The 22,503-nt window shown below is 72.7% G+C and carries 4 protein-coding genes; all 4 read right to left on the bottom strand.

Annotation, left to right across the window (positions count from 1 at the left end):
• Nucleotides 1-15: 15 nt before the first annotated feature.
• The 4 genes from ABZV40_RS19105 to ABZV40_RS19090 are packed head-to-tail and all read right to left on the bottom strand — an operon-like array spanning nt 16 to nt 22,494.
• A complete protein-coding gene (locus tag ABZV40_RS19105) occupies nt 16-966 on the bottom strand; it encodes a TauD/TfdA family dioxygenase (protein ID WP_355442755.1) in 951 nt (316 codons plus the stop codon).
• Nucleotides 963-1,172 carry an MbtH family protein gene (locus ABZV40_RS19100; protein ID WP_355442752.1) on the bottom strand — a complete coding sequence of 70 codons (210 nt, stop codon included), beginning with the start codon at nt 1,170-1,172 and terminating at the stop codon, nt 963-965. The genes ABZV40_RS19105 and ABZV40_RS19100 overlap by 4 nt, the downstream gene beginning before the upstream one ends.
• Nucleotides 1,169-22,252 (bottom strand): non-ribosomal peptide synthase/polyketide synthase, encoded by a 21,084-nt coding sequence (locus ABZV40_RS19095; RefSeq protein WP_355442749.1) that lies wholly within the window; start codon nt 22,250-22,252, stop codon nt 1,169-1,171. The genes ABZV40_RS19100 and ABZV40_RS19095 overlap by 4 nt, the downstream gene beginning before the upstream one ends.
• A complete protein-coding gene (locus ABZV40_RS19090) occupies nt 22,249-22,494 on the bottom strand; it encodes an acyl carrier protein (RefSeq protein ID WP_045313316.1) in 246 nt (81 codons plus the stop codon). Before ABZV40_RS19090 ends, ABZV40_RS19095 begins: the two co-directional genes overlap by 4 nt.
• Between the last annotated feature and the right edge of the window lie 9 nt (nt 22,495-22,503).

The raw sequence follows: 22,503 nt of genomic DNA, 5'->3' as shown, positions 1-22,503 counted from the left end.
CCCGCCGCGCAGGTCTCACTTCTCCAGCACCGTGGAGTCACCCGGCCGGTGGTCACGCGAGCGGCGCAGGTCGGCGAAGGCGAAGGTCCGCTGCAACCAGCGGTCCGCGCCGTCGTAGCGGGGCACGAACTCCGAACGCCCGTGCATCGTCACGCGGTTGTCGACGACCGCGAGATCGCCGGGCCGCAGCCGGACACCGGTGTAGTGCCGCGCGATCGCACCGCGCAGGTCGGCCAGCGCCGTGGCGGCCTCGTCGGTCAGCGGCCGGGTGGCCGCCTCGTCGAGGCACAGGTCCGGGTCGGCGGGGTCACCGGTCAGGACGGCGTGCAGCGAGCCTTCCCCGCTGCCGCCGAACGACGGTGGCGCGGCGGTGAGGAAGTCAGGTTTCGCCAGCACGGCACGGGTGGCGGCGCTCAGCTCGCCCAGCGCGGTGCGGATGCAGAACGTGCGCAGCTCGGCCACGCCGTCGTGGTCCGCCCGCAGGCACAACAGCATCACGTAGTCCGGCCGGTGCCGGTGGAAAGCGTTTTCCGTGTGGAAGGTCAGCTCGACCGACCCCGTGTTGCCCTGCACCTCCTCCTCACCGGGCACCGGGACGACGTCCTGCACCAGGGCGCCGGACTTCTCGGCGGCGAACGCGGCCGGGTCGCCGAGGCCGTGCGCGATGAGCGCCAGCACGGCAGCGCCGACGGTGGGCGTGTGCTGCACGGACCCCTTCACCATCGGGGTCGCGGGCACGTCGCCGATCGGCAGTCCACTGAGGACGAGACGGCCGTCCGGTCCCGAGTGCCGCCGGAAGTCGCTGACCGTGCGGCGCAGCGGGGCCGGGGTGTCCTCCCACGCCCGGCGCGCTCGCGCGACCCAGTGCTGGTCGTCGATCCGGTCGCCGTGGGCGGCGAGCGTGCGGGCGACCCCGTCGAGCACCGCGAGGTCGTCGGCGCAGAGCAGGTGTTCCGCGGTGATCATTCGGCCATCGCCTCGATCAGGTTCTTGGGGCGCAGGTCGGTCCAGTTGCGCTCGACGTGCTCCAGGCACGCGGCACGGCTGTCCGGGCCGAACGTGACCTGCCAGCCGTCGGGCACGGCGGCGAACTCCGGCCACAGCGAGTGCTGGCCCTCGTCGTTGACCAGCACGAGGAAGACACCGTCGGGGTTGTCGAAGGGGTTGGTCACGGGTTCGTCCTCTCGGTGAGGCGGGCGAGCAGCCCGCCGATCTCGGTGGCGGGCCGCTCGTCGAGCAGCCCGTCGTGGGTGGCGTCGACCGGGTGCACGTCGACGTGCCCGGTCACGTGGGGGCGCCAGAGTTCTGGCGAGCGCGGCGTTTCGCCGTCCGCGAGACGGGTCGCCCGGACGAACACGACGTCGCCGGTAAAGACCCGCGGGACGTGCCGGGCGGCGATCGCGTCGTTGTTGACGAACACCGCCTTGGCCGCCCGCAGCGCGCGCGGATCTGCGAGCTCCTGCGGCACCCGCACTCCGTCGAGCAGGTCCGACTCGGACCGCGGCCCCGCGTCCGGATCACGCGGGTACGGGTCGAGCAGGGCCAGGAAGGCGATCTCGGCGCCGGACTCCTGCAGCTGCACGGCGATCTCGTGCGCCACGAGCCCGCCGAACGACCAGCCGGCGATCCGGTACGGGCCGTCCGGCTGCACCGCGCGGATCCGCTCGACGTAGCGGGCGGCCATCTCGGCGATGCTGCCGGGCAGCCGCCCGGTGCCGTCGAGACCGTCGGCCTGCAGTCCGTGCAGTCCGAACGCGCCGTGCCCGCCGAGCCGGGTGTACGGCCAGCTGAGCCCGCCGAGCGGGTGCACGCAGAACAGCACGGGGCTGCCGTCACGCAGTTTCACCAGCGGTGCCAACGGATCCGGTGCGTCGTGCAGCCTCGTCGCGAGGCCCGCGACCGTGGGCGACTCGAACACCGTGCGCAGGGTGAGGGTGCCACCCAGCTCGGCGCGGATGCGCGTCACCAGGCGGGCGGCGGTGAGCGAATGCCCGCCCAGTGCGAAGAAGTCGTCCTCCGCGCCGACCGCGGGCACGCCGAGCAGTTCGGCCACCAGAGCGCACAGCGCCCGTTCGGTGTCGTTCTCCGGAGCGCGGCCCCCAACTGTCCGCTGTGGAGCGGGCAGCTTCGCCCTGTCGATCTTACCACTCGTGGTGCGCGGGAACTCGGTGATCACCACGACAGCCGGCACGAGGTGCGCGGGCAGCCTGGTGGCCAGATCGTGCCGCAGCCGCACGGGATCCACGTCACCGGTGACGTAGCCGACGAGCCGGTCGTCGCGCAGCACGACGACCGCCTGCTCGACACCGGGTGCCGCGACCAGCGCGGCCTCGATCTCGCCCGGTTCGACCCGCACACCCCGCACGTTGAGCTGGTGGTCCGCGCGGCCGACGAAGTGCAGCCGGCCGTGCCTGTCCCAGCGGGCGAGGTCGCCCGTTCGGTACATCCGGGTGCCCGAGCCGAACGGGTCGGCGACGAACCGTTCGGCCGTGAGCGCCGGGGCGTTCACGTAACCACGGGCCAGCGGGAGACCCGTCACGTACAGCTCGCCCGGGACACCGGGCGGAACCGGACGGAGGCGGTCGTCCAGCACGTGGACACCGGTGTTGTCGATCGGGGTGCCGATCGGCACGAGCGGGCGGTCACCGGGATCGCCGTCCCAGACGGTGGCGTCGCAGGTGACCTCGGTGGAACCGTACTTGTAGTGCAGTCCGGCGAGCCGGTCGGTCAGGTCCCGGGTGAGCGCCTCACCGCCGACGAAGATCCGCTTCAGCTCGGGCAGCTCGCCCAGCGCCAGCACGGTTTCCAGCACCGACGGGACGAAGTGGACGGTCGTGACACCGTGCCGCTTCATCACCTCGACGAGGTACGCCGGGTCGCGATGCCCGCCCGCAGCCGCGACGACGGTGGTCGCGCCCGCCTGCAGGGGCCAGAACAGCTCCCACACCGACACCGTGAAGCCGGCGGGTGTCTTGTGCAGCACCCGGTCTCCCGGTTCCAGCCGGTAGGTGCGTTGCAGCCACGCGAGGTGGTTCACCACCGACCTGTGCGACACCACCACGCCCTTGGGCCTGCCGGTCGAGCCGGAGGTGAACAGCACGTACGCCGCGTTGTCCGGGTGGATCCGGACCTCCGGGTCGTGGTCCGGGAATCCGGCGCTGGCGGCCACGGTGTCCGGGGTGACCACAATGGACGCCCCGGCGTCGGCGCGCATCGCCTCGGCACGTTCGGACGGGGCGTCGACCGGCGTGTAGGCCGCACCGGCCTTGATCACCGCGTGCGCCGCGACGATCTCCTCCGCCGACCGCGGCACCTCCAGCGCCACCACCGACTCCGGCCCGGCGCCCTGAGCGATCAGCAGGTGCGCCAACCGGTTCGCCCGGCGGTTCAGCTCGGCGTAGGTGAGCTCCTCGGAATCGGTGACGACGGCGAGCGCGTCCGGGGTTTCCCGGACAGCGCGGGCGAACAGGTCGGCCAGCGTGCCTTCCGGCAGTGCGACGGCCGTCCCGTGCCGCACCGGTTCGCCCGGCAGCAGCACGTCCAGTTCGCTGATCGGCAGGTCGGGGCTGGTCGCGGCCTGGTCGAGGACGTTGACGAACCGCTGGGCGAGCAACGCGACCGTGTCGTGGTCGAACAACCCGGCCGGGTACTGGATCTCGCCGGTCAGGCCGCCGCCCGGCTGCTCGGTGAGGCTGACGGACAGGTCGAAGCGCGCGGACGGCAGGCTCACCTCGACCGCTTCGCCGTCGGGACGGGCCTCCTCGCCGCCGACCCGGTAGGACAGCAGCACCTGGAACAGCGGGTGACGTCCGGCCGAGCGCGGCGGGTTGAGCACCTCGACGAGCCGCTCGAACGGCGTGTCCTGGTGCTCGTAGGCGTCGAGCGCGGTGTCCCGCACCCGGCTGAGCAACTCGGCGAACGTCGGGTCGCCGTCGGTCCGCGTCCGCAGCACCAGCGTGTTGAGGAAGCAGCCGACGAGGTCGTCCAGCGCCGCGTCGGACCGTCCGTGCACCGGCACGCCGATCGGCAGGTCGGTGCCCGCGCCCATCCTGGTCAGCAGGGCGGAGAGGCCGGCCAGCACGACCATGAACGTGGTGGCGTCACCGCTGATCCCGGCGAGCCGTGCGTGCAGGTCCCGGCTGATCTCCAGCGGCACCGCCCCCGCGCCCGCCACCAGCGCGGACCGCGACCGGTCGGTGGGCAGGTTCAGCTCCTCGGGCAGCCCCGCCAGGGCTTCCGCCCAGTGCTGCTCGTCGGGCGGAAGTTGCCGTTGCCAGAGTGCGAAGTCCGCGTACTGCACCGGAAGCGGCGCCCACCGCGGTGCCTCACCCGCCATCCGGGCGCGGTAGGCGGTCATGAGGTCGCGGGTCAGCGGTGCCATCGACTCGCCGTCACCGGCGATGTGGTGCAGCAGCAGGAGCAGCACGGACTCGTCGCCGTCGTGGAACACCCAGGCGCGCATCGGAGGTTCGGCCGCGAGGTCGAACGGGTACGCGGCCGCGGAGGCCAGCGCCCGGTCGTCCCAGGGTGCTTCGGTCAGGCGGGGCGCCGTGCCCGCGGGGAGCACGATCTGCTCGTCGTCGCGGAACACGGTCCGCAGCACCTCGTGGCGGTCGGCCACGTCGGTCAGCGCGAGCCGCAACGCCGGGACGTCCAGATCGCGCAACCTCAGCGCCAGTGGCATGTTGTAGGCCGCGGACGGCCCTTCGAGCCGGTGCAGGAACCAGAACCGCTCCTGGGTGTAGGACAGCGGCAGCCGTTGCGGCCGCTGTCCCGCCACCAGCGCGGGCCGGGTGATCCCGGTGAGCCGGGGCGCGAGCCGCGAGGGGGTGCGGGCCTCGAACACGTCCCGCACGGCCAGGTCCGCGCCCAGCCGGGTCCGCACCCCGTTGACCAGCTTCGGCACCAGCATCGAGTGGCCGCCGAGCACGAAGAAGTCGTCGTCGCGACCAGCCGAGCCCAGCTGCAGCACCTCGGCGAACACCTTGCACAGCACGGCTTCCGCGTTGTTGCGCGGTTCCGCACCGTGCCGGACCTCGGTGGCCGGAGCGGGCAGCGCCTTGCGGTCGATCTTGCCGCTCGTCGTCAACGGCAGCGCGTCGAGAGCCACGATCCGTTGCGGCACCATGTGTTCCGGCAACATCGTGGCCACCTCGGCGCGCACGCCGTCCGTGCCCGCGCCGACCACGTACCCGACCAGCAGGTCGTCCCGCACCGCCGCGGCGGCCGCCGAGACGCCCGCGCAGGCCGTGAGCGCGGCCTCGACCTCGCCGAGCTCGACCCGCATGCCGCGCACCTTGACCTGGTCGTCGGTGCGGCCGACGTACTCCAGCACGCCCTTGCGCCACCGGGCCAGGTCGCCGGTGCGGTACATCCTCGTGCCGGAACCGAACGGGTCGGCCACGAACCGTGCCGCCGTGTCACCCGGCCGCCGGTGGTAACCGCGGGCGAGTCCCGCACCGGCCAGGTACAGCTCACCGGTGACACCGTCCGGCAGCGGTCGCAGGTTGCGGTCCAGCACGTACGCGACGACGTTGCCGATCGGCCGTCCGATCACCGGCCTGGGGTGCTCGGCCAGCCACGCCGTGACCGCCTCCACAGTGGACTCGGTCGGGCCGTACGTGTTGATCGCCCTGATCTGCTCGTCCCGCAACAACCGCCACAGGTCCGGATCGACGGCCTCGCCGCCGAGCACGAGCAGCCGCGGGGTGAACGGTCCGGTCGCCAGCAACAGCCGGGCGTACGACGGCGTGGTGTCGATGGCGTCGATGCCGTGCCGCGTCAGGTACGAGAGCAACGCCTCGGGGTCGCGCCGCACGTCGTCGGGCACCACGTGCAGCTCGTGGCCGGCGAGCATCCACTGCACCGGGTCCCAGAACGCGTCGAACGTGAGCGGTGCGACGAGCGCGACCCGGCACGGCTGCTCGCCGAGCAGGTCCGCGTTGTGCGCGTGGAAGAGGTTGACGATCGCCCGGTGCTCGACCGCCACCCCCTTGGGCGTGCCGGTCGACCCGGAGGTGTGCAGGACGTAGGCGAGATCACCCGGTCCCGGTACCTGCGGCTCGGCCCGCGGACCGTCCACAAGGGAGTCGAGCACGAACGTCGCGTCGTCCAGCAGCCGCCGCACCCGTGCCTCGGGTGCCGCGACGTCGACCGGCAGGTAGGCCGCGCCCGCCGCCATCACGCCGAACATCGCGACGACCACGTCCGCCGACCGGGGCATCCGCACCGCGACCACGTCGCCGCGGCCGATCCCCTTCCCGGCGAGCACGCGGGCCAGCCGCCGGGCGCGCTCGTGCAGTTCCGCGAAGGTCAGGGTCTCGTCGGCCACCACCGCGATCCGGTCGGGGTGGCGAGTCGCCTGCGCCTGCAGCAGATCCGGCAGCGTCTCGGTCACCGCGGCCGGAGCCACCGCGACCGGCCGTGCCACCAGGTCGGCGAGCCGCACCGGTCGTCCCGGCGCGGCGACCGCGGCGGTGAGCAGTGCGGCGAGGCTCGCCGCGAGCCCCCGCGCCGTCTCCTCGTCGAACAGCCCGGTGTCGAACTCGATGTCACCGGTCACGCCGTCCGCGCCGGGCTGCAGGTTCACCGCGAGGTCGAACTTCGCGGCGGCGGTCCCGCCAGTGCTCTCCGCGACCACGCCGAGGTCGTCGAGCGCGGCCGCGGGCGGCAGCACCGAGAGCAGCACGCGGAACAGCGGCGCGCCACCGGGGGCCAGCTCGGCGACCACCGCGTCGAACGGCACGTCGGCGTGCGCGAACGCGGCCAGGTCCGCGGTGCGCACCCGGTCCAGCACGTCGCGGAACGTCGGGTCGCCGGACAGGTCCGTGCGCAGTGCGACGGTGTTGACGAAGTAGCCGATCAGCTCCTCCAGCCGCTGGTCCGGCCGGCCGGACACCGGGGTGCCGATCACGACGTCGTCACCGCAGCCGTGCCGCTGCAACAACACCGCGAGTGCCGCGTGCAGCACGGTGAACTCCGTGCAGCCGTGCTCCCTGGCGAAGTCCGCGACCGGGGGCAGCGTCACCGGCACCCGTTCGGCCCTGCCGCTGGGCAACGGCCGGTCCACCGGCAACCGCTGCTCCGCCGCGCCTTCGAGGGTGCGGCGGAAGAACGCGATGCCCTCATCTGCAGACGCGCTTTGCTGCCACAGCGCGAAGTCCGCGTACTGCAGGGGCAACGGCGCCAGCGCGGGCGCGGTCACGTCGACGCGGGCGCGGTAGGCGGTGGCCAGGTCGCGGGCGAGCGGCCCGAACGACCAGTCGTCGCCCGCGATGTGGTGCAGCACCACCAGAAGCACGCGCTCGTCGCCCTTGCGGAACACCGTCGCGCGCAACGGCGGTTCCCGCGTCAGGTCGAACCCGCGGGCGGCCTCGGCGTGGACGGCTTCGGTCAGGTCGTCCACGCGCACGGTTTCGACGTCCAGCGCCGCGGGCCGCACCAGCTGGTACGGCTCGCCGTCCACCTCGGGGAACAGCGTGCGCAGGATCTCGTGCCGGGTGACGACGTCGGCGAGCGCCCACTTCAACGCGCCGAGGTCGATGTCCCGCGGCAACCGCAGCACCATCGGCATCGAGTACCGGTCCGACTCCGGGTCGAGGCGGTTGAGCAGCCACAGCCCGCGCTGAGCCGGTGCGAGCGGGACCCGTTCGGGCCGGGGCGACGACCCCAGCTCCGGCCGCTTCGCGCGCACCTGCCCGTCCGTCGCCGCGGCCAGCAGTGCGGGCGTCGGCGCGGTGAACAGCGTCGTGACGCCGACGTCACCGCCGAGCTGCGCACGGACCCGGTTGACGACCTGCGCGGCGAGCAGGGAATGCCCGCCCAGCGCGAAGAAGTCGTCGTCCACGCTCACGTGCTCAAGGCCGAGCACCTCGGCGAAGATCTCGCACACGACCCGTTCGGCCTCGCCGGCGGCACGTCCCGAGGCCGCGCGCGGCTCAGGCAGCCGCGCGCGGTCGAGCTTCCCGTTGGGGTTCAACGGAATCTCGTCCAGCTCGACGAACGCCGACGGCACCAGGTGCGCGGGCAGCAGCGCCGAGAGCGCGGCCCGCAGCTCGCCGGGGCGCAAAGGCCGTGACGGCACGACGTAGGCGACCAGCCGTCCGTCGCGCACCACAACGGCCGCCTGCCGCACTCCGTCCACTTCCGACAGAACGGCCTCGGCCTCGCCCGGTTCCACCCGGAAGCCGAGGATCTTCACCTGGTCGTCGACGCGGCCCGCGTACTCCAGCCGGCCGTGCGCCCAGCGCGCCCGGTCGCCGACGCGGTACATCCGCGTGCCGGAGCCGAACGGGTCGGCGACGAACCGTTCCGCGGTGAGCCCCGGCTGGTCGCGGTAGCCGCGCGCGATGCCGGCTCCGGCCAGGTAGAGCTCGCCCCACACGCCTTCCGGCACGGGCCGCAGCCACTGGTCGAGCACGTAGACCCGCGCGTTGCCGATGGGCGTGCCGATCGGCACCGGGCCGTCGCTCTCCACGACCTCGTGGACGACGCAGCCCACGGTCGCCTCGGTGGGCCCGTACTCGTTGATCACCAGCGCGTCCGGGTTGCGGTCCCGCCAGCGCCGCACCACCTCGCCGTCCAGGGCCTCGCCGCCGATGACCAGGTTCTTCGCCCGCGGCAGGTCCATCAACCGCAGGTGGCTGGGCGTGACCTTGAGCAGGTCGGTGTCGCGGTCGAGCGCGCCGAACCGCACCCGTCCGCCCGTGACGAGCGGCGTGAACAGCGTGGTCACCGGCATGTCGAACGCGACCGACGAGTGGATCACCGCCTCGCCGGAGGCGGCCGGGTAGAGCCGGACCGCCTCGTGCAGGTACGCGGCGAGCGACGCGTGCTCGACCACGACGCCCTTCGGCTGCCCGGTCGAGCCGGACGTGTGGATCACGTACGCCGCGGACCTCGGGTGCACCGCGATGTTCAGCCGTTCCGCGTCGTGGGCGTCGAGCCCGTCGAACGTCTCCGGCGTGATCACCTTGTGCGCACCGGCGGTCATCTTCTCGATGCGCGCCAACGGATACGAGTCGTCGACCGGCACGTACGCGGCACCGGACTTGAGCACCGCGAGCAACGCCACCAGCAGGTCGGCCGACCTCGGCAGCACCACCGCGACCAGCTCACCGCGGCCGAGCTTGCGCGCCAGCCGGTTCGCCCGCGCGTCCAGTTCGGCGTAGGTGAGCGCCTTCGTGTCGTCGAGCACCGCGATCGCGTCCGGCGTGCGGTCGACCTGCTGTTCGAACAGCTCGGGCAGCAGCGCGCCGGACAGTTCCCCGGCGGTGGCGTTGCGCGTGACCACCAAGTCCTCGCGCTCAGCCTCCGACAGCAACGGCAGGTCGCCGATCCGAGCCCGCGGATTCGTGACGGCCGCGTCGAGCAGCCGCAGGAACCGCGCGGTGAGCGCCTCGACCGTGCCGCGGTCGAACAGGTCGGTCGCGAACTGAACGGAGCCCGTCCCGTCCGGGCGCAGTGCCATCAGCAGGTCGAACTTCGCCTGCCCGCCACCGGTTTCCAGCAGCTCGGTCTCCAGTCCGGGCAAGTCCGGCGCGCCACTGCCGTGGTCCATCGACAGCATCACCTGGAACAACGGGTGCCGCGCCGCCGAGCGCACGGGGTTGACGGCCTGCACCAGCCGGTCGAACGGCACGTCCGCGTAGGTGTAGGCGTCGACGTTCGCGCCCCGCACCCGCAGCAGCAGCTCGCTGAACGACGGGTTGCCCGACAGGTCCGTGCGCAGCGGCACGGTGTTGGTGAACAGGCCGACGAGGTCCTCGAACACGGTGTCACGCCGGGTGTCGACCGGCGCGCCGAGCACCACGTCCTCCCCCGCGCCGAGCCGGCCGAGCAGCACCGCGAGCGCGGCCTGGATCACCATGAACTCACTGATGCCCAAGCGGCACACCGCCGCCATCGCCGCACGCGTGCTCTCCGGCACCTCGAACGACACCGCGTCGCCGCGGAACGACTGCACCGGCGGCCGCGGGCGGTCGGCCGGCAGCTCGATCTCCTCCGGCGCTCCGGCGAGCACGTCGACCCAGCGCTCGAGCGCCTCGTCCTGGCCGTCCTGGTGGCGCAGGGCGTAGTCGGCGTACTGCGCGGGCAGGTCGGTCCACTGTGGAGCGTTGCCCGACCGCCGTGCCGCATAGGCGGTCTGCAGGTCGCGGGCCAGTGGCCGCATCGAGCCGCCGTCACCCGCGATGTGGTGCAGGGTCACGAGCAGGACGTGCTCGTCACCGCCACCGGCCAGCACCGCGCGGATCGGGATCTCGGTGTCGAGCGCGAACGGTCGTTCCGCGTGGCCGTCGAGGCGGTCCACCACCTCGAACGGGATCTCGACGTCGTCCTGCACGACCTGGTGCGGGCCTTCGGGGTCGATGATCGTGCGGAGGACGTCGTGACGAGCGAGGACGTCGCCGAACGCGGCGCGCAGCGCCTCGACGTCCAGCTCGCCGCGCAGACGCAGCGCGATCGGGATGGTGTAGGTCGCGGACGGGCCCTCCAGCTCGTACAGGAACCACATCCGGCGTTGCGCCGCGGAGAGCGGCGCACGCCGCACCCGTTGTGGTGCCACGGCTTCCTCCACCGCGGTGGGCTCTCCCAGCAGCTCGCTCAACGCCGCCACGGTCGGGTTCTCGAACACGTCCCGGATCGACACGTCCGCGCCGAACTCGTCCCGCAGCCGGTTCACCAGCCGTGCTGCCAGCAACGAGTGCCCGCCGAGCGCGAAGAAGTCGTCGTGCGGCCCGATCTCCGCCACACCCAGCAGCTCCGCGAACGCGGCGGCGACCCGACCGTCCGCCACCGCACCGGCGGTGACGTGCGCGGGGGCGGGCAGGGCAGCGCGGTCGATCTTCCCGTTCGGCGTGCGCGGCAACACGTCCAGCGCGACGAACGCCGTTGGCACCATGTACTCCGCCAGCGTCTTCTCCACCGCCACGCGCACGTCGTCCACGGTCTGACCGGGTCGCAGCACGACATACCCGACCAGGGCGCCGTCGCGGACCACGGCCGCGGCCTCGGCGGACTCCGCCGACAGGGCCGCCTCGACCTCGCCCAGCTCGATCCGGAAACCGCGGATCTTGACCTGGTCGTCGACCCGTCCGGCGAACTCCAGCAGCCCTTCCGCGGTCCACCGCGCGAGGTCGCCGGTGCGGTACATGCGCGAGCCGGCCGGTCCGAACGGGTCGGCGACGAACCGTCCCGCGGTGAGACCGGGACGGCCCTGGTAGCCGCGGGTCACCAGCGCGCCGCTGACGTACAGCTCGCCCACCGCACCGATCGGCACCGGTTGCAGCCGGGCGTCCAGCACGTGGACCCGGGTGTTCCACGCGGGCCTGCCGATCGTGATCACGCCGGACGGCACGGGATCTCCCGGCGCGATGCGGAAGACGGTGCAGCCGACGGTGGTCTCGGTCGGGCCGTACTCGTTGAGCACGGTCGCTTCGGGGTTGCGGGCGCGCCACGCGTCCAGCGCGTCGCCGAGCAGCGACTCGCCGCCGAGCACCAGCTCCCGCGACGGCGAGAACTCGTCCGGCACCGCGGCGAGCAGCGCGAGGTGGCTCGGGGTCGCCTTGACGTACGCCGGTTTGGTGACCGAGCCGACGGGTCCGCTCGCCGTCCAGCTCACCAGCTCGACCCGGCCGCCGGAGATCAACGGGCCGTAGATGCCGGTGACGGTGAGGTCGAACGAGATCGGCGAGTGCACCAGCGCGTGCTCGCGCAGGCTCGCGTACTCGTGCAGCACCCACGCCAGGTACGCGATCACCGACCGGTGTTGCACCACCACGGCTTTCGGCGTGCCGGTCGAGCCCGAGGTGAAGATCGCGTAGGCGGCGTTGTCCGGCAGCGGACCGGGAGTGATCCGCGAGCTCGGCGATTCGGTGACATCGGGCAGCACGGCGGGAAAGCCCGGCTGGGCCAGTTCCGGCGTCGTCACCACCGCGACCGGGCCGATGTCGCGCAGCATGAACGCCAGGCGCTCGGCCGGATGCGCCGGGTCGAGCGGCAGGTAGGCCGCGCCGGTCTTGAGCACCGCCAGCACCGCGACGACGATCTGTTCGGACACCGGCAGGAGCACACCGACGAACCGCTCAGGTCCGGCACCCAGCCCCATCAGGTGGTGTGCCAGGCGGTTGGCCCGCTCGTCCAGTTCGGCGTAGGTCAGCGTGGTGTCGCCGAAGACGACCGCGGGCGCGTCGGGAGTGCGGTCGACCTGGGCCTCGAACAGCGACACCAGCGTGCCGGACGGCAGCTCGTGCGCGGTGTCGTTCCACGCGGCGAGCAGACGGCGTTCCTCCGCCCGCAAGGAGCTGATCGGCAGCTCGGGAGCGGCGACGACCGCGGCCAGGACCTCCTGGAACGACGCCACGATCCGTTCGGCGGTCGCGCGGTCGAAGAGGTCGGTCGCGAACTCCAGCACGCCGCGCACGCCGCCGGACGGCTGCTCGGCCAGGAAGAACGACAGGTCGAACTTCGCCGCCGCCACCTCGAGCGGCAGCGGCTCCGCGGTCACGCCGGGCAGGTCGACCGTGACGGTCTCGTCGGCGTTGTTCCAGTTCAGGTTCACCTGGAACAACGGGTGCCGCGCGGTCGAGCGGCGCGGGTTCACCGCCTCGACCACCAGCTCGAACGGCACGTCCTGGTGCGCGTAGGCGGCGAGGTCGGCCGTCCGCACCCGGTCCAGCACGTCGGTGAACGCCGGGTCGCCGGACAGGTCGGTGCGCAGCACGACGTTGTTGACGAAGAACCCGACCAGGTCGTGCAGCGCCTCGTCCGGCCGTCCCACGACCGGGGACCCGATGACCACGTCTTCGCCGGCGCCGAGCCGGTGCAGCAACGCGGCGACCGCCGCGTGAACCGCCATGAACGGCGTGACATGACGAGCACGGGCCAGCTCGACCAGTCCACTGTGGATGTCGGACGGGATCTCGAACGCCACGGTGTCACCCTCGTGGGAGGCCACCGCCGGACGTTGCCGGTCGTAGGGCAGCGCCATCTCCTCCGGCAGCCCGGCCAGCGCGGACGTCCAGAACGACACGTCCGGCACTTCCCGTTGCCACACGGCGAAGTCCGCGTACTGGACGGGCAGCGGACGCCAGTCCGGCTCGGCACCGCGAGTCCGTGCGGTGTAGGCCGCCGCCAGGTCCGCCGCGAGCGGAGCCATCGAGGCGCCGTCACCGGCGATGTGGTGCAGCACGATCAGCAGCACGTGCTCGTCCGGGCCTGCGGGGAACAGCACCGCGCGCACCGGCGCCTCGGTCGCGAGGTCGAACGGCCGTGCCACCTCCTCCTCCAGGGAGGAACCGGCCCGCAGCGCCGGGATCTCGGGCAGCAACACCTGGTGCGGTCCGTGCGCGTCCTCGGCGAACACCGTGCGCAGCACCTCGTGCCGCTGACCGACGTCCTGCAGAGCAGCGGACAGCGCCGCGACGTCCAGTGCACCGCGCAGCCGCAGGGCGATCGGCAGGTTGTAGATCGCCGACGGGCCTTCCATCCGGTGCAGGAACCACAACCGTTCCTGGGCGTGCGACAACGGGACCCGCTCGCCGCGCTCGACCGCGACGACACCGGCCCGCCGAGCGCCGGCGGTGGCGAGCTTCGGTGCGAGCGCCGCCACCGTGGTCGCCTCGAACAGCACGGCCAGCTCGACCTCGCGGCCGAACACGGCCCCGATCCGGCCGGCCAGCCTGGCCACCAGGAGCGAGTGGCCGCCCAGCGCGAAGAAGTCGTCGTCGACCGACACCGCGGGCACACCGAGGACCTCCGCGAAGAGTCCACAGAGGATCTCCTCGTCCGGGGTGCGCGGCGCCCGGCCTTCGACGGCCGCGAACTCGGGCACCGGCAACGCCTTGCGGTCCAGTTTGCCGTTCGGCGTGAGCGGCCACGCGTCGAGCTCCACGAACGTCGCGGGCACCATGTACTCGGGCAGCCGCGCCGCCATCCGTTCGCGCAGGTCGTCGTGGTCGAGCGGGCCGCACGTGAGCAGGTAGCCGACGAGACGCTGGGCGTGCACCGCCGCGGCGGCACGGGCGACCGCGGGATGCGTGGCCATCGCGGCCTCGACCTCACCCAGCTCCACCCGGAACCCGCGCAGCTTCACCTGGTTGTCCGCCCGGCCGAGGTACTCCAGCTCTCCCCCGGCGGTCCAGCGCACCACGTCGCCGGTCCGGTAGAGCCGCTGCCCCGCCGCGAACGGGTTCGCCACGAACCGTTCCGCGGTCAGCCCGGGCCGGTCCAGGTAGCCGCGCGCCAGCTGCACACCACCGAGGTGGAGCTCGCCGGGAACACCGGGCGCGACCGGACGCAACCGGCCGTCCAGCACGTAGCAGGAGGTGTTCGCGACCGGTGCGCCGATCAGGACCACCCCGGGGTCCGGCCGGACGGTCCAGGCCGTGACGTCGACCGCGGCCTCGGTCGGCCCGTACAGGTTGAACACCGGCACGTCCGGCAGCAGCCGTGCGCACTCGCGCACCACGGCGGCGGGCAGTTCCTCGCCACTGCACACGATCCGGCGCAGCCGCCGGGCCGGCGTCAGGTCCGGCGCGGTCAGGAAGGCGGCCAGCATGGACGGCACGAAGTGCACGGTGGTGATGTCCTCGGCGCCGATCAGGCCGGCCAGGTAGGCGGGATCGCGGTGGCCGTCGGGGCGTGCGACGACCAGCGTGCCGCCGTAGGCGAGCGTCCAGAAGAGCTCCCACACCGACACGTCGAAGCCGACCGGCGTCTTGTGCAGCACGCGCTCGCCGGGTTCGAGGCGGAAGGCCTGGTGCATCCACCACAGGCGGTTGGCCAGTCCGGCGAACGTGTTGACCGTGCCCTTGGGCCTGCCGGTCGACCCGGAGGTGTAGATGACGTAGGCGGCGTTGTCACCGCGGACCACCACACCGAGGTTCTCCGGTGACTCGTTCTCGGCGCGCACGCCGATCCGCTCGAAGCCGTCGACGTCCACATCGGACACCAGCAGTACCGCGCCCGAGTCGGCCAGCACGTAGGCGATGCGGTCGGCGGGGTACCCGGTGTCGATGGGCACGTAGGCGGCACCGGCCTTGAGCACGGCCCACAGCGCCACGACCAGGTCCACCGAACGCGGCAGCATGACCGCCACCCGCGACTCGGGTCCGACACCACGCCGGCGCAGAGCCCTGGCCAGCCGGTTCACCCGCGCGTTGAACTCGCCGTAGGTGACGCGCTCGCCCTCGAAGATCACGGCGACGGCCGCGGGGTCCTGTGCCTCCAGCAGCTCTACGACGAAGCGGGGGTCGATGGGTGCCGCGGTGTCGTTCCACCGGCGCAGCACCAGCTCGCGCTCGGTCTCGTCCAGCACGTCCACTTCGGACAGGCGAAGGCCGGCGTCCGCCGCGACCGCGGTCAGCACCTTCGTGAACCGGCGCGCGAAGCTCTCCGCCGTGGCCCGGTCGTAGAGGTCGGTGGCGTACTCCAGCGTGCACAGCAGACCGCCCTCCTCGGTGAGCTGGCAGTCGAAGTGCACGTCGAACTTGGCCGTGCCGCTGGTGACCGGACCCGCCGTCACGGCGACGCCCGGCAGGTCGACCCGCACCTCGGTCAGGTCCAGCCAGGCGAGCATCACCTGGAAGAAGGGGTGCCGCGAACGGGACCGTTCCGGTCGCAGCTCCTCCGCCAGCCGTTCGAACGGGACCTCGCGGTGGGCGAAGGCGCCCAGACCGGTCTCGCGCACCCGGCCGAGCAGGTCCTCGAACGACGGGTCACCCGAGGTGTCGATGCGGTAGACCAGCGTGTTGATGAACACGCCGACGACGTCGTCCAGCGCGGAGTCGGGCCGGTCCGCGATCACGCCACCGAGCGGGATGTCCTCTCCCGCACCGAGTTTGGTGAGCAGGGTGGCCAGTGCGGCCTGCAGGACCATGAACGGCGTCGTGCGGGTGCGGCCCGCGAGGTCGAGCAGGCGCCGGTACAGCTCCGGCGGCACGGGGAAGTCGAGGTGGGCACCGCGGTGGGTGGCCACCGGCGGCCGGGGCCGGTCGGCGGGGAAGGTCACCTCCTGGGGCAGCCCCGCCAGCGCGGCGGTCCAGTACTCCAGCTGGCGCGGGAGGTCGGACGCCACCACGTCGCGCTGCCACACCGCGAAGTCGGCGTTCTGGACCGGAAGCGGCGCCCAGCCCGGTGCCTCACCCCGCGTGCGCGCCCGGTAGCACGCCGAGAGGTCCTCGGCGATCGGCCGCAGCGACACGCCGTCCGCCGCGATGTGCTGGATCACGAGCAGCAGGACGTGCTCGTCCTGTCCGACCACGTACAGGGTGGCCCGCACCGGCAGCTCGGTGGCCAGGTCGAAGGCGTGCGCGGCCGCGGCGGCGAGATCGGGCGCCGGGTCGTGCACCACCGTCAACGGGCACGCGGTGTCCTCCGGCAGAACGATCTGGTGCGGGCCGTGCTCGTCCTGCGGGTAGAGCGTGCGCAGCGCCTCGTGCCTGCTGACCAGGTCGTCGAGCGCGGCCCGCAGTGCGGCCACGTCGAGCGAGCCGGTGAGCCTGATCGCGGCCGGGATGTTGTAGGTGCCGGAGGCGCCCTGCAGCTGCTGGAGGAACCACATGCTCTCCTGCGCGAAGGACAGCGGCACCCGCTCCGGCCGCACGACGCCGGCGATCGCCGCACGCCGGGGCCGCGCGTCGCCGAGCAGGGCGGAGAGACCCGCGACGGTCGGTGCCGCGAACACCTCGCGCAACGACAGCTCGACGCCGAACTCGTCGCGCACCCGGTGCACGAGCCGGATCATCAGGATCGACGTGCCGCCGAGCGCGAAGAACTCGTCGTCGACCGAGATCTCGTCCACGCCCAGCACGTCCGCCGCGATGCGGCAGAGCTTCTCCTCCGCCTCCGTGCGCGGCGCTCGTCCGGAGGAAGCCCGCGGCGCGACCTCGACCGCTTGTTCCACCGGCACTTCCACGGCCGGAAGCGGGTGGCCGAACCCGGTCGACGCGGTGGTGAGCAGCTGCCCGAACAGCGCCGCCACCGACTCGGCCCGTTCGTGGTCGAGCACTCCCGTCTGGTAGGCGAGCCGGATCCGCAGGTCCTTCTCCGGGAAGACCGACACCGTGACCGGGTAGTGGGACCGCTCGGTCAGCTCGGCTTCGGCCAGCACCAGCTCACCGCCGGCGAGCTGGCTCAGCGGGTAGTTCTCGACCGCGAGCACGGTGTCGAACAGGGCGTCCAGGCCGGTCGCGCGGGTGATGTCGGCGAGCCCGAGGTGCTGGTGCGGACGCAGCTCGTTCTCGGTGTGCCGCAAGCGGGTCAGCACGTCGGCGAACGTGTCGCCGGCGGCGAGCCGGACCCGGACCGGCAGGGTGTTGACGAACAGGCCGATCACGGACTCGACACCGGGCAGCTCGGCGGGACGACCGGACGTCGTGGAGCCGAACACCACGTCATCGCGTCCGGTGCAGGTCCGCAGGACGACCGCCCACAGGCTCTGCACGATCGTGCCGAGCGTGACGCCGTGCTCCGCGCCCGTCTTCAGCAGGGCCTCGGTCACGTCCTCGGGCAGCACGACCTCGACGTGGTCGTGGCCGGTCACCGAACGCCCCTGCGACGCGATCCTGGTCGGTCCGGTGAGCCCGGCGAGCGCGGACCGCCACGCGGCCAGGGAGGAGTCGCGGTCCTGCCGGGCGAGCCAGGCCAGGTAGTCGCGGTACGGCACGACAGGCAGCGGTTCGCCGCCGTGGTAGAGCGTCACGAGCTCGCGCACCAGCAACGGCAGTGACCAGCCGTCGAGCAGCAGGTGGTGGTGCGTCAGGACAAGACGGTCGCCGATCGCGGTGAACCGCAGCAGCGGCGGCCGGACGACGCTGAAACCCCGCGCCCGGTCGGCGGGCAGGAACGCCTCGAAGTCGTCGCGTTCGTCCCACTGCACGGTGACGTCGGCGGGAATCGTCTGCACCGGCGCGCCGGTGGACCGGCTGCGGAACCCGGCGCGCAGGTTGGGGTGCCGGCGCAGCAGCTCACCGGCGGCGGCGCGCATCCGGGTGCGGTCGAAACCGCCGTCGAAGCGCAGCACGAGCTGGCCGACGTACGGGTCCTCCGCCTCGTACAGGGCCAGGAACAGCAGGCCTTCCTGCAACGGCGACAGCGGCAGCACGTCCTCGACCCCGCGCAGCCGATCCAGCTCCTGCTGTCCGATGTGGACCAGCGGGACGTCGGACGGGGTGAGGCCACCGGAGGTGTCCTGGGCCAGCTCGGCGAGCGCCCCGCACCACTCGTCGGCGAGCGAGCGCACGGTCTCCTCGGTGAACAGGCCACCGGGGAAGGTCCACTCGGCGACCAGCGCGCCGTCCCGGACGTGGGCGTTGATCTCCAGGCTGTGCGTGCAGGGCATCGCGGGGTCGGTCAGCAGCCGCACGTCGCCGTCGAGCTCCCAGCCCAGCGCCGACGGCTCCAGCCGGCCGAGGTAGTTGAACGCGATCCGCGCCGACCCGGTGACGCGGTCGCGGACCTCGTCGAACCGGTGGCCGAGCACCCGGCGCACGTTCTCCTTGGCGGTCTTGAGCGGATGCCCGCCCGCCTCCAGGCGCACCGGGCGGGTGCGGGTGAACCAGCCCACGGTCGAGGACAGGTCGAAGTCGAACCCGTCACGACCGTGCGATTCCAGTTCCACCACAACCGGTCCATCGCCGCGGTGGCGGCGCACGGCCTGCGCCAGCGCGGCCAGCAGCACGTCGTCCGGCGTGGCGCGGTACGCGTTGGGCAACGTGGTCAGGACGGTCTCGGTCAGCTCGCGGGAGACGCTGACCTTGATCGTGCGGGCGGTGCCGCGCAGGTCAGTCGCCAGGTCCAGCTCACGCGCGGCGAGCGGAGGTTCCCCTGCCAGCACCTCGTTCCAGAAGCCGACTTCCTCGTCACGGGGTTCGGTCGCGATGTGCCGCGCCCAGTGCCGCATCGAGGTCGTGCGCGCGGACAACACCGGGGCTCGGTTCTCCGCCGCCGCGGTGAGCGCCTCGGCCAGGTCGGGCAGCAGGATCCGCCACGACACGCCGTCGACCACGAAGTGGTGCAGCACCAGCAGAAGCCGGTTTTCGCTGAACACGGCCCGCACGACGACACCGTCGTCCACCGAGAGATCGCGCTGTGCCTGCTGGAGCTGGCTCGTGAGGTCGTCGCTCTCCGCGTGAACGAGGCAGTCCTCCGCGCGCACCGCTCCGACCGGCCGGATCTCGGTGCCGCGCAACCGAAGCGCGTCGTGCCGGTCGAGCACGGCCTGCAGCGCGGGCACCAGGTCGTCGAACCGGGTGCCGGGACGCAGGCGCAGCGGCACGGCCTGGGCGAAACCGTCGACCGGCCCGGTGAGCCCGCGCATCAACGGCGTGGGCGGGAACTCGCCGACCGCGTCGTCGGTGACCTCCGCTTCGGCGACCACCTCGGCGACCGCGGCGAGCTTGGCCACCGAGCGCTGGTCGAACACGTCTCCGGCGCGCACCCGCACGCCCCGGCCGCGAGCCCGGCTGGCGAGCTGGATGGCCGCGATGCTGTCCGCGCCCAACGCGAACAGGTCGTCGTCGACGCCGAGATCCCGCCGTTGCAACAGGTCCGCCGCGATCGACCGCAGCACCTCCTCCGTGCCCGTCGCCGGAGCACGGCCGGTGGCGGCGGGCTCGGGCAGCGCCGAGCGGTCCACCTTGCCGTTCGGCGTCACCGGGATCGCCGCCAGGGTCAGCACGACCTGCGGCACCATGAAAGCGGGCAGGCGCTGCGCCAGCCAGTCCCGCGGATCGGTCTGCGGCGCACCGGTCACGTAGCCGACGAGCCGCCGTCCGCGCAGGTCGACGACCGCCTGCTGGACGCCGGGCACGCTCGCCAGCACGGTCTCGATCTCGCCCAGCTCGACGCGCTGGCCGTTGACCTTCACCTGGTGGTCGGCCCGTCCGACGAACTCCAGCAGCCCGTCCGGCCGCCGCCGCACGACGTCGCCGGTTCGGTACATCCGGCTGCCGCGTGGCCCGTACGGGTCGGCGACGAACCGTTCCGAGGTCAGTGCGGGCCGGTCGAGGTAGCCGCGCGCCAGCTGCGGTCCCGCCAGGTACAGCTCACCGGACAACGCCGGGCGCAGCGCCGAGTCCAGCACGTACGCCCGCGTGTTGTGCGTCGGCGTGCCGATCGGGATGACGTCCTGCGGCTCGCACGCCCAGGACGTCGCGGTCACGGAGAACTCGGTGGGGCCGTAGGAGTTGTGCAGCTGGGCCGCGCACTCGCGGGCGAACCGGGCCACCAGACCGGCGGGCATCACCTCGCCACCGCAGCTCACCATCCGCAACGACGGCGCGTGCGTGTACTCGTCGAGGAACGGACCGAGCATCGACGGCACGAAGTGGATGATCGTGACCTGCTCGTCGTGGACGAGCCGTGCCAGGTAGGCCGGGTCGCGGTGGCCGTCGGGGCGCACCACCACGAGCGTCGCGCCGCGGGTCAGGGTCCAGAAGACCTCCCACACCGACACGTCGAACCCGATGGGCGTCTTGTGCACCACGCGGTCCGCGGGCGTGAGGGCGTACTCGTCCTGCATCCACGACAGCATGTTCGCGATGCCCTCGTGCGTGATGACCGTCCCCTTGGGACGGCCGGTCGAACCCGAGGTGTAGATCAGGTAGGCGGCGTTGTCGCCCCGCACCGGGACGTTCGGGTCGGTGTCCGGTTCGCCCTCGCCCAGTTCCGCGACGTTCTCCTCGGTGATCACGAACGCGGCGCCGGAGTCGGCCAGCACGAAGGCGATCCGCTCGGCCGGGTAGCCGGTCTCGACCGGTACGTACGCCGCTCCCGCCTTCAGCACCGCCCACAGCGCCACGACGAGGTCGACCGAGCGGGGCAGCATGACCGCGACCCGCGACTCGACGCCGATGCCCTTGCGGCGCAACGCGTGTGCCATCCGGTTGGCACGGGCGTTCAGCTCGCGGTAGGTGATCCGCTCGCCCTCGAACGCCACCGCCTCGGCCTCGGGGTCCTGGGCCTGGAGCAGCTCGACGAAGCTCCGCGGTTCGACCTCGTGCGCGGTGTCGTTCCAACGGGTGAGCTCGTCCGGGTCGACGAGGTCGACCGAACCGACCCAGGTGTCGGGGTGACCGGCCGCGGCCAGCATCTTCAGGTACTGCTCGCCGTGCGCGGCAGCGGCTTCCGGTGTGAACCTGGCGGCGTTCGCGCGCAGCAGGAGCTGGACGCCTTCACCGGCCTGCGGATCACCGAACGCGTTGAGCGCCAGGTCGCGCACCGGACCGGCGGACAGCTGGCACGCGGTCGACTCGACGTCGCCGAACCGCAGGCCCGCGGAGGCGAACGACAGCACGTTGACCGCCGGGCCGAGCGCCTCGCCGCCCAGTTCGCGGCGCAGCTCGGCGGCCGGGAAGCGCTGGTGCCGCGCGGCCGTGCCGAGCCGCCCGGCCACCTGGGCGACGAGGTCGGCGAACGTGGTGGCGGGCGTGACGGTCAGCCACAGCGGCACCTCGTTGACGAGCATCGACGGCGTCGCCAGGGCGACAGGGCCGAGCCGGCCCGCCATGAGCACGCGCAGCACGACGTTCTGCGCTCCGGTGACGCGATGGGTGTACGCGGCCATCGCCGCGATGACCGTCAAGGGCCAGCGCGGCCCCGCGAGGTCGTGCACGCGCGCGGTCCACGCGGGCAGGCTCAGCCCCAGCCCGCTGCCGGGACCGCCCAGCTCGACCGGTTCGGGCAGCTCGGCGAACTCCGCGGCCCAGTACTCCCGATCCCGCTCGAACCGGGCCGATGACCGATATGTGTCCTCTTCGGACAGAACGGCGGCGAGCGAGCCGAACTCGCAGGCCGCGGGCCGCTGCCCGGCGGCGAGCGCGGTGTAGATCTCCGCGATGCGCCGGCAGTGCAGCACCTGGCCGTAGGCGTCCAGCAGGATGTGGTGGTAGCGGAGGTAGAAGCGGTGTTCGTCGGGCGAGATCCGGAGCAGCACGTGCTGGAACATCTCGCCGTCGAGCGGAATCACCTCCGACTGACGGGCATCGATCCACTCGTCGGGCGTGGTCGTGCCGACGACCAGCAGGCCGCCCGTGATCGAGTCGTCGACGACCTGCCGCACCGGGTCGCCGACGAACCGCACGCGCAGGGCGTCGGTCTCGGCCACCGCCTGCCGGACGGCGGCGTCGAGCAGGCCGGCGTCGACCGCGCCGGGGAGGTCGAAGCTGACGCCGCAGGTGAACAGCGGATCGTCGGGGGTGAGCTGCTGCGCGGTCCAGACGGCGTGCTGCGCCGCGCTGAGGGGCAGGGTCACGACACCTTCTCCTCGATCATCGCGGTCAGCACGGTCGCCAGTGCGTCGATGCTCGGGTGGTCCCAGGTCAGCGCCGGGTCGAGCTCGAGCCCGAACTCGTCCTCGATGTCGGTGGAGATGGCGAGCGCGGTGAGCGAGTCCAGCCCGTACTCGGTGAGCGGCTGGGAGGTGTCGATCCCGTCGGCGTCGCGGCGGAGGTAGGTGGCGACGCGCTGGATCAGCCAGGTGCGGACGTCTTGCATGGCGGCAGT

Source organism: Lentzea sp. NPDC004782 (assembly GCF_040609115.1).
Lineage (GTDB): Bacteria > Actinomycetota > Actinomycetes > Mycobacteriales > Pseudonocardiaceae > Lentzea.
The sequence above is the reverse complement of the archived record's forward strand: the minus strand, read 5'-3'. Positions and strand labels throughout refer to the sequence as shown.

Bases quoted from the DNA above. Each gene is read 5' to 3' on its own strand.
- ABZV40_RS19105 (WP_355442755.1), bottom strand. From the start codon at position 966: ATGATCACCGCGGAACACCTGCTCTGCGCCGACGACCTCGCGGTGCTC.
- ABZV40_RS19090 (WP_045313316.1), bottom strand. From the start codon at position 22,494: ATGCAAGACGTCCGCACCTGGCTGATCCAGCGCGTCGCCACCTACCTC.